The sequence below is a fragment of the Mesorhizobium sp. WSM3860 genome, from assembly GCF_002294995.1.
Classification (GTDB): Bacteria; Pseudomonadota; Alphaproteobacteria; order Rhizobiales; family Rhizobiaceae; genus Mesorhizobium.
Genome location: NZ_NSGF01000037.1, coordinates 21,684 through 28,880, shown reverse-complemented (window position 1 = coordinate 28,880; position 7,197 = coordinate 21,684). Strand labels below are relative to the sequence as shown.

Below are 7,197 nucleotides of genomic sequence, written 5' to 3'. Positions count from 1 at the left end.
GCGGCGGACAGCAACTCAGGGGGAAAACTGTAACCCATGTATCCGGTTCAAAGTGTTACCCATCTATCGGCTGGACACCGGCAGGGCGATGAGGGGCAGCGACGACGCGCGACCGGCAAGAGCCCTCCCATGGACTATCACCTTGATCATACCCCCAGCACCTCGTGCAGTTTGTCGGTATGCGCGGAAAGCTGCCCGACCGGGAAACCTTCCACCACCTTGCCGTGATCCATCAGGTAGAAGCGGTCGGCGATGCGGGCGGCGAAGCGGAAATTCTGCTCGACCAAAAGGATGGTCATGCCGCGCTGCTTCAGCGTCGCCAGCAATTCGCCGATGCGCTGCACAATGACCGGCGCCAGGCCCTCGGTCGGCTCGTCGAGCAAAAGCATATCGACGCCGGTCCTCAGGATGCGGGCGATCGCCAGCATCTGCTGCTCGCCGCCGGAAAGTTTCGTGCCCTGGCTGTTGCGGCGTTCCTTGAGGTTGGGGAACAGTTCGAAGATCTCCTCCACGCTCATGCCGCCCTTGGCCACCACCGGCGGCAGGATGAGGTTCTCGTCGACGGTGAGCGTGGCGAAGATGCCGCGCTCCTCCGGCACGAAGCCGATGCCCTGATGCGCGACGCGATGCAGCGGCAGGCGGATCAGGTCCTTGCCGTTGAAAGTGACGGACCCTGTCCGTTTGCGGATCAGGCCCATGATGGCGCGCAGCGTCGTGGTCTTGCCGACGCCGTTGCGGCCAAGCAGCGTCACCGTCTCGCCGCGCAGGACTTCGAGGTTGACGCCATGCAGAGCGTGGCCCTCGCCGTACCAGGCGTGGAGATCGCGCACGGCAAGCAGCGGCTCACTCATGCTCGGTCCCCATATAGGCGATGCGCACACGCTCGTCCTGGCTCACCGTCGCGTAGTCGCCGGCGGCCAGCACCTGGCCGCGCTGCATGACGGTGATCCAGTCGCAGAGATCGGCGACGACGGTGAGGTTGTGCTCGACCATCAGCACTGCGCGGTCTTTTGCAAGCGAGCGGATGATGCCTGAGATCATGCCGACATCCTCATGCCCCATGCCGGCCATCGGCTCGTCGAGCAGCAGCACTTTTGGATCGAGCGCCAGCGTGGTGGCAATCTCCAGCACGCGCTTCCTGCCATAGGAGAGATCGCCGGCGAGACGATGCGCGGCGTCGTCGAGGCCGACGATGGCGAGCAGCTCGCGCGCCCGGGGCGTCAGCTGGTCGAGCGCCGAAACCGGACGCCAGAACTGGTAGCCAAGCCCGCCGGGACGCTGCAGCGCGACGCGCACATTGTCGAGCACGCTGAGATGCGGAAAGATCGCCGATATCTGGAAGGAGCGGACCAGGCCCATGCGCGCCACCCTGGCCGGCGGCGTGCGGGTGATGTCGGTGCCGAGCAGCTGGATGGTGCCGCTCGTCGGCTGCAGGAATTTGGTCAACAGGTTGAAGATGGTGGTCTTGCCGGCGCCGTTCGGGCCGATTAGCGCATGGATTTTGCCGTGGTGGACGTCGAGGTCGACATCCTTCACGGCGACGAATCCGGCAAAGTCGCGCCGCAAGCCGCGGGCGGAAAGCACCACCCGCGGCGTCTGGTCGATGCCGTCCCGGCGGACGGCGGTGACGATGTCGAGCGTCACTTGCTGACGAGCGGGCAGCCGCTGTCCTCGGCCTTCATGAAGGCCTTGTCGCCCGGAATCGTCGCCAGATAGGTGTAGTAGTCCCAGTCCTTCTTGCTCTCCTCCGGCTTCTTGACCTGATAGAGATACATGTCGTGCACCATCGAGCCGTCGGCCTGCACCTTGCCGTTCACCGTGAACACGTCGTTGACCGGCATCTCATGCAATTGCTTGGCCACCGCCTCGGTCTCGTCGGTGCCGGCCTTGTCGATGGCCTTCAGATACTGCGTCACCGCTGAATAGGTGCCGGCCTGGATCATGTTCGGCATGCGGTTGGTGCGCTTGAAGAATTTTTGCGCGAAATCGCGGCTCACGTCGTCGCGGTCCCAGTAATAGCCTTCGGTGAGCACGACGCCCTGCGCCGCCTGCAGGCCAAGGCCATGCACTTCGGCCAGCGTGAAGAGGAGCGCCGCCAAGCGCTGGCCGCCGGCGACGATGCCGAACTCGGCCGCCTGCTTGATCGAGTTGGAGGTGTCGAGGCCGGCATTGGCAAGGCCGATGATCTTGGCGCCAGAGGACTGCGCCTGCAGCAGGAAGGAGGAATAGTCGGTGGAGCCAAGCGGATAGCGCACCTCGCCCAGCACTTTGCCGCCACTGGATTCCACGAGCTTTGCGGTCTGGTCCTTCAGCGAATAGCCGAAAGCATAGTCGACGGTGATGAAATACCAGCTGTCGCCGCCCTGCTGCACCAGCGCCCCGCCGGTACCGACCGCCTGGGAGTGGGTGTCGTAGGCCCAGTGGAAACCATAGGGCGAGCACTGCTTGCCGGTGAGGTCGGTGGAGGCGGCGCCGGTGACGATGTCGATCTTCTTCTTTTCCTTGGAAAGCCCCTGGACGGCGAGCGCGACGGAAGACGTGGTGAGCTCCATGATCGCGTCGACCTGCTCGGTGTCGTACCACTGGCGCGCGATGTTGGAGGCGATGTCCGGCTTGTTCTGGTGGTCGGCGCTGACGATCTCGATCGGCGCGCCCTGCACCTTGCCGCCGAAATCCTCGACCGCCATCTTGGCGGCCTCGACCGACCATTTGCCGCCGAAATCGGCATAGACGCCGGACTGGTCGTTCAAGATGCCGATCTTGACCTTGCCGTCCGAGATTTCGCCAGCCGCCGCCGGCATTGCGGATGCCGCAATGAGCGCGGCGGAGACGAGATAGGATGCTTTCACTGGTGGTTCCTCCCTTGTGGTCAACCACGGGAAACGCGGCTGACCTCGCAATGGTTCAACAGATCCGTAGGATTGTGGATTGACGCCTCGATCCCGCCTGCCACTCCTCTTCTTGCGGGACTGCTCGTTTTGCGGCTGGGCCGCCGCGCGCCTTGGGTGCACGGGCGCGAGCCTAGCATCAGATTTCGCTGGCCGAGAATGCTATTTTCGTAGCATGGGATCACCAGTTGCGGAGCCGATCAAGAGGCGGTCACGCGGTGAAGAGACGCCCTGGGACGGTTAAGCGCGAGCCGCGGCTTCCTTATCCTTTTTTGTGCCCTGGTCGGCCAAGTGGTAGGGAACGATCAGGACCTCTGCGGGGATATGCCACTCACGGTTGAGCTTGAAAGCCATGTCCATCGTCAGCGCTCGCTTGCGGGCTAGAATCTCAGATGCGCGCGACGCTGACCCGAGCAGCTTTACCAGCGCGTGCCTGCTGAGATTGGCCATCTCCATATGAGCAGCGATCGCGTCCACCGGGTCGGTTTGCGCGATAGGGTAGTGTTTTGCCTCGTATGCTTCGATGAGTTCAGCAAGAACATCGAAACGATCAGCGTCAGGCGTGCCGGGAACGGGCTCTTTATCAAAATAGCGAGTGATCTCCGCAATCGCCCAATCGTAATCGGCTTCGGTCTTAATGGGTCGGATGTTGTCCATCATACCTTCTCCGCGTCTATCTTGTCGTACTCGGCGTGCGTGCCCACGAATTTAATGAGCACCCTCTTGAACGTGTAGCTGACATGCACAATCAGCCGGTACTTATTGCTCGCAATGTCGAACACTACACGGTTATCAGCAATGAAATCGACGTTTGCGCCGAACTGTTCCTTGATGTCAGCCGGCCCCTTCCACTCGACCTTGCTCGATGCATTGAACCAGGCCGTCAGCGGCATCTTGGATTGCGGGTGCTTCGTCCAGAAGGTGACGAGCGTTTTCCTGCTGACGACTTGCATGCGTCCATATAGCCTATTCCCAAACTGGGAACAAGAGAATTTACCCAAACTGGGAAATATCCGCCTCATTGTCGGCCTGTTCACCAGGGCAGCCGAGTGAAAAAAGCCGCCGGTCGGACCGTCGTCCGGCAAGGTTGCGGCCCAGACGATGCCGGCCGCGCCTTACGCGGCGGGGCGGCCGCCGGCACCGCCCATGTCGGTCGCGAGCCAGCCGGGGCGGATCGAATTGACCAGCACGCGCCCCTCCCCGCCAGACATAATCCGGAAACAAGATTCAACAGCCCGGAAAAACTCGCGAAAAGACCGGCTGTCATAAGCGGCACCGGAGCAGCCGAACCACGGCCAGCGACAACCGATATCGATCTTCGAAAAAGGAATGCCGACTTATGAAAAAGACCCTTCTCTCCGTTCTCGGCCTGGCCGTCGCGCTTGCTTTCGCGGTGCCGGCGCTCGGCACCACGGAAGCCAACGCCGCCGCGACGACGACGGCTGCGACCACGACGACCACCACGGCTCCGGCTGCGGCCAACGAGACGGCCAAGCCAGCCGCCAACGGCCCGCACAAGAAGCATGTCAAGCATCATCGCCGTCACGCCCGCAAGCATCACGTGAAGAAGCACTCGAAGCATCACGCCACGAAGCATCATGTGAAGCACCACACCAAGAAGCGTAGCCACAAGAAGCACGGCAAGAAGCTCGCCGCATAAGGCGCGCCGCGGCTTTTGGCCTTTCAGCGATTGGCCAAAGACTTCATGACCGGATGATCCCGGACCGCTTCAATAGGGTTCGGGATCATCGCTTCCCGGAAACGCCGCCCTTCAAAGGCGGCGTTTTTGCTTTGCCGGGTCGCTGGCGCGGTCGTCCGGTCCGGATCGTGCCTACTTCTTCTGCGGATGTATCGTCTCGCCGCGCTTCAGCATTTCGACGAACGTCTCGATCTTCTTCTTGCGCCCCGCCTCGGTCTTCATGTTGTGGACGCGGAAGGCGAGCGCGAAACGGTTCTGCGCCGAAAGCTTTGCCAGCATCGCTGTGGCCTTCGGTTCGGCATCGATCGCGGCCTGCAGGTCGGGCGGAATCGTCATCTCTTTCGAGCCGCCATAGGCGCGGTCCCAGCGGCCGTCGGCTTTGGCCGCCTCGACTTCGCGAAGGCCATGCTCCGTCATGCGGCCCTCTTCGATCAAACGCGCGACATTGTCGACGTTGATCCTGCTCCAGATGCTCTTCCTGCCGCGCGGCGTGTAGCGCTGCAGAAAGCTCTTGTCGTCGAGCGATTTCCGCACCGCATCGATCCAGCCGAAGCAGAGCACGACGTCGATCGCTTCCTTCGGCGTGATCGAAGGAAGGCCAGAGCCAACCTTGTGGATCCTGATCCAGACCTCGCTTTCGCCGGCGTGGTTTTCGGCCAGCCAGGCGTAGAAGCTTTCGGCGTCCGAGAACTCGTAGACCTTGCTCGGGTCGACCTTGATCGGAGCCATCGGTGTTCCTCCTTGCGTGGCGCCGAAGCTCCGGCCGGCAGGCCAGAGCGGAGCCCTGTCCAGCCCTGTCGAGCCGTCGCCATCGCCTAGCTTATAGTCGTGGGGGTTTAAGGCCGCGTTCCTTCGCGCCCCTCTGCCCTCCCGGCTGAAAATCGAGGCCGCGCCATCCAACCATCGGACTCTCCGATGGTACTATCGGTTTCTTCCGTTTCCGCCGGCGCGCCGGACTGCCACATCACTGTCCATGCAAAGGAAAGGCATGGACATGGACAAGACAAAAATCCTGATCGTCGGCGGCAGCTCCGGCATGGGGCTGGCGCTTGCCAGGCGCTGCCTTCACGAAGGCGCCGGCGTCATCATCGCCGGGCGCAATGCGGCGAGGCTGAACGCCGGGCGCGATGAGCTCGGCTGCCCGGCCGCGCTGGCAACGGCGGTGGTCGACATCAGCCGCGAGGCCGAGGTCGCGGCGCTGTTTGCGCGCATCGGCCGGCTCGACCATATCGTCAGCACCGCGGCCGATATCGAAGGCGCCTACCGGTTGTTGCCCGAGATCGAGCTTTCGGCGGCGCAAAAGGTTGTGGACAGCAAGTTCTACGGGCCGCTGCTCTTGGCCAAGCATGGCGCGCCGCAACTTCCAGCCAACGGCTCGCTCACCTTCGTCTCCGGCATTGCCGCCTACCGCCCGGCCGCGCGCGGCTCGGTGGTCGCGGCCGTCAACGCCGGGCTCGAAGGGCTGGTGCGGGCCTTGGCCATCGAGCTGGCGCCGATCCGCGTCAATGCCGTCTCGCCCGGCTGGGTCGACACGCCGATCTGGCAATTCGTTGCCGGCGAGAAAAAGGACGAGACGCTTGCCGCCATGGCGAAGCGCCTGCCGGCGGGGCGGGTCGGACGGCCGGAAGACATTGCGGATGCGATCCGCTTCCTGATCGGCAACGGCTTTACGACGGGAACGACGCTGCATGTCGAGGGCGGGCAGCGGCTGGTCTGACAGCCGCGAAATTTTCGCCCATCGCCGCGAGCAATAGCTTCAGCGCCGGCGGCTGGACGCGCCGGCGCCGCCAGATCATGACCAGCTCCGCCGAGCGGACCGGACCCGGCCATGCGATCTCGGCCACCTCGCCGCGGTCGAGCGCCGCGGCGACCGCCAGCCGGGGAACCAGGCCGAAGCCGGCGCCGGCTGCCACCAGGCCGGCAATGGCGTCAATGCTGCCAACCTCGGCCGCGAGCTTCGGACCGCCGAGGCCCGCCTCGGTGAAGGCCGTGTCGATCATGGCGCGGTAGACGCATCCGGTTTCGGTGGCGACGAAGCGATTTTCGGCAAGCTCCGTCAGATCGACATCCGCCCGGTTCCCGCCCGGCGGCGCGATCAGCACCAGCGGCTCGGCCGCGACGGCGCGCCTGGCGAAGCGCTCGTCCGGCTCGCTGGCGCCCAGTCTATCGAAGCAGAAGGCGACATCGATCCCGCCCTCTCCCAGCCTGCGGCGCAACTCGCCGCTGCCTGCGATCTTCAGCCTGATGTCGATGTCGGGATGACCGGCCTGGAAATCGGCGAGCCAGCCGGGAAGTTTTGCCGAAGCGATCGTCTCCAGCGCGCCGATCGACAGGCTGCCGGCTGTCTCGGCCTTGGTGGCGTCGATGGCGGCCCGCGCGTCGTCGGCGAGCGCCAGCAATTCCTCTGCGTAAGGCTTCAGCGCCTCGCCGGCCGGCGTCAGTTCCAGCCCTTGCCGCGAGCGCGTGAAGAGCCTGGCGCCAAGCTCGGCCTCCAGCGCCTGGATCTGGTCGCTGACGCTCGACTGGGCGAGATTGACCTCGCCCGCCGCCCGCGTGACATTGCGCGTGCGCGCGACCGCGAGATAGGTCTTCAGCAGCCTTGGATGCACG

9 protein-coding genes are annotated in these 7,197 nt (G+C 64.0%); 2 read left to right on the top strand and 7 right to left on the bottom strand.

Annotated elements, in window-relative coordinates; translation table 11 throughout:
• Positions 1–146: 146 nt before the first annotated feature.
• The 5 genes from CK220_RS30390 to CK220_RS30370 all read right to left on the bottom strand — a co-directional run bounded on the left by CK220_RS30390 (position 147) and on the right by CK220_RS30370 (position 3,841).
• Positions 147–851 (bottom strand): ABC transporter ATP-binding protein, encoded by a 705-nt coding sequence (locus CK220_RS30390; RefSeq protein ID WP_095815042.1) that lies wholly within the window; start codon positions 849–851, stop codon positions 147–149.
• The gene (locus CK220_RS30385; RefSeq protein ID WP_245429469.1) at positions 844–1,644 is read right to left on the bottom strand and encodes an ABC transporter ATP-binding protein; all 801 of its coding nucleotides are present in this window, start codon (positions 1,642–1,644) and stop codon (positions 844–846) included. Before CK220_RS30385 ends, CK220_RS30390 begins: the two co-directional genes overlap by 8 nt.
• Positions 1,641–2,849, bottom strand: coding sequence for an ABC transporter substrate-binding protein (locus CK220_RS30380; protein ID WP_095815041.1), 1,209 nt, complete (start codon positions 2,847–2,849; stop codon positions 1,641–1,643). The genes CK220_RS30385 and CK220_RS30380 overlap by 4 nt, the downstream gene beginning before the upstream one ends.
• A gap of 279 nt (positions 2,850–3,128) precedes the next feature.
• A complete protein-coding gene (locus CK220_RS30375; RefSeq protein WP_095815050.1) occupies positions 3,129–3,545 on the bottom strand; it encodes an XRE family transcriptional regulator in 417 nt (138 codons plus the stop codon).
• Positions 3,545–3,841, bottom strand: a complete 297-nt coding sequence (locus CK220_RS30370; protein ID WP_095815049.1) for a type II toxin-antitoxin system HigB family toxin — start codon at positions 3,839–3,841, stop codon at positions 3,545–3,547. The genes CK220_RS30375 and CK220_RS30370 overlap by 1 nt, the downstream gene beginning before the upstream one ends.
• Positions 3,842–4,227: 386 nt before the next feature.
• Here CK220_RS30370 and CK220_RS30360 point away from each other — a divergent pair, with 386 nt between their 5' ends.
• The gene (locus CK220_RS30360) at positions 4,228–4,548 is read left to right on the top strand and encodes a hypothetical protein (RefSeq protein WP_095815040.1); all 321 of its coding nucleotides are present in this window, start codon (positions 4,228–4,230) and stop codon (positions 4,546–4,548) included.
• A 171-nt stretch (positions 4,549–4,719) separates the two neighbouring features.
• Here CK220_RS30360 and CK220_RS30355 read toward each other — a convergent pair whose 3' ends face one another.
• Complete coding sequence (locus CK220_RS30355) at positions 4,720–5,316, bottom strand: YdeI/OmpD-associated family protein (RefSeq protein WP_095815039.1); 597 nt, start codon at positions 5,314–5,316, stop codon at positions 4,720–4,722.
• Positions 5,317–5,575: 259 nt separating this feature from the next.
• Between CK220_RS30355 and CK220_RS30350 the strand changes: the two genes are divergently transcribed.
• Positions 5,576–6,304, top strand: coding sequence for an SDR family oxidoreductase (locus CK220_RS30350; protein WP_095815048.1), 729 nt, complete (start codon positions 5,576–5,578; stop codon positions 6,302–6,304).
• On the opposite strand, the gene CK220_RS30345 is transcribed toward CK220_RS30350, so the two are convergent.
• Entirely contained in the window at positions 6,255–7,196 is a 942-nt protein-coding gene (locus CK220_RS30345) for a LysR family transcriptional regulator (protein ID WP_095815038.1), read from the bottom strand. The two genes, CK220_RS30350 and CK220_RS30345, sit on opposite strands and share 50 nt — an antisense overlap.
• Between the last annotated feature and the right edge of the window lies 1 nt (position 7,197).

Excerpts from the sequence above, each read along its gene's own strand:
- CK220_RS30390 (WP_095815042.1), bottom strand. The coding sequence starts at position 851 with ATGAGTGAGCCGCTGCTTGCCGTGCGCGATCTCCACGCCTGGTACGGC.
- CK220_RS30375 (WP_095815050.1), bottom strand. The coding sequence starts at position 3,545 with ATGGACAACATCCGACCCATTAAGACCGAAGCCGATTACGATTGGGCG.
- CK220_RS30370 (WP_095815049.1), bottom strand. The coding sequence starts at position 3,841 with ATGCAAGTCGTCAGCAGGAAAACGCTCGTCACCTTCTGGACGAAGCAC.
- CK220_RS30360 (WP_095815040.1), top strand. The coding sequence starts at position 4,228 with ATGAAAAAGACCCTTCTCTCCGTTCTCGGCCTGGCCGTCGCGCTTGCT.
- CK220_RS30355 (WP_095815039.1), bottom strand. The coding sequence starts at position 5,316 with ATGGCTCCGATCAAGGTCGACCCGAGCAAGGTCTACGAGTTCTCGGAC.
- CK220_RS30350 (WP_095815048.1), top strand. The coding sequence starts at position 5,576 with ATGGACATGGACAAGACAAAAATCCTGATCGTCGGCGGCAGCTCCGGC.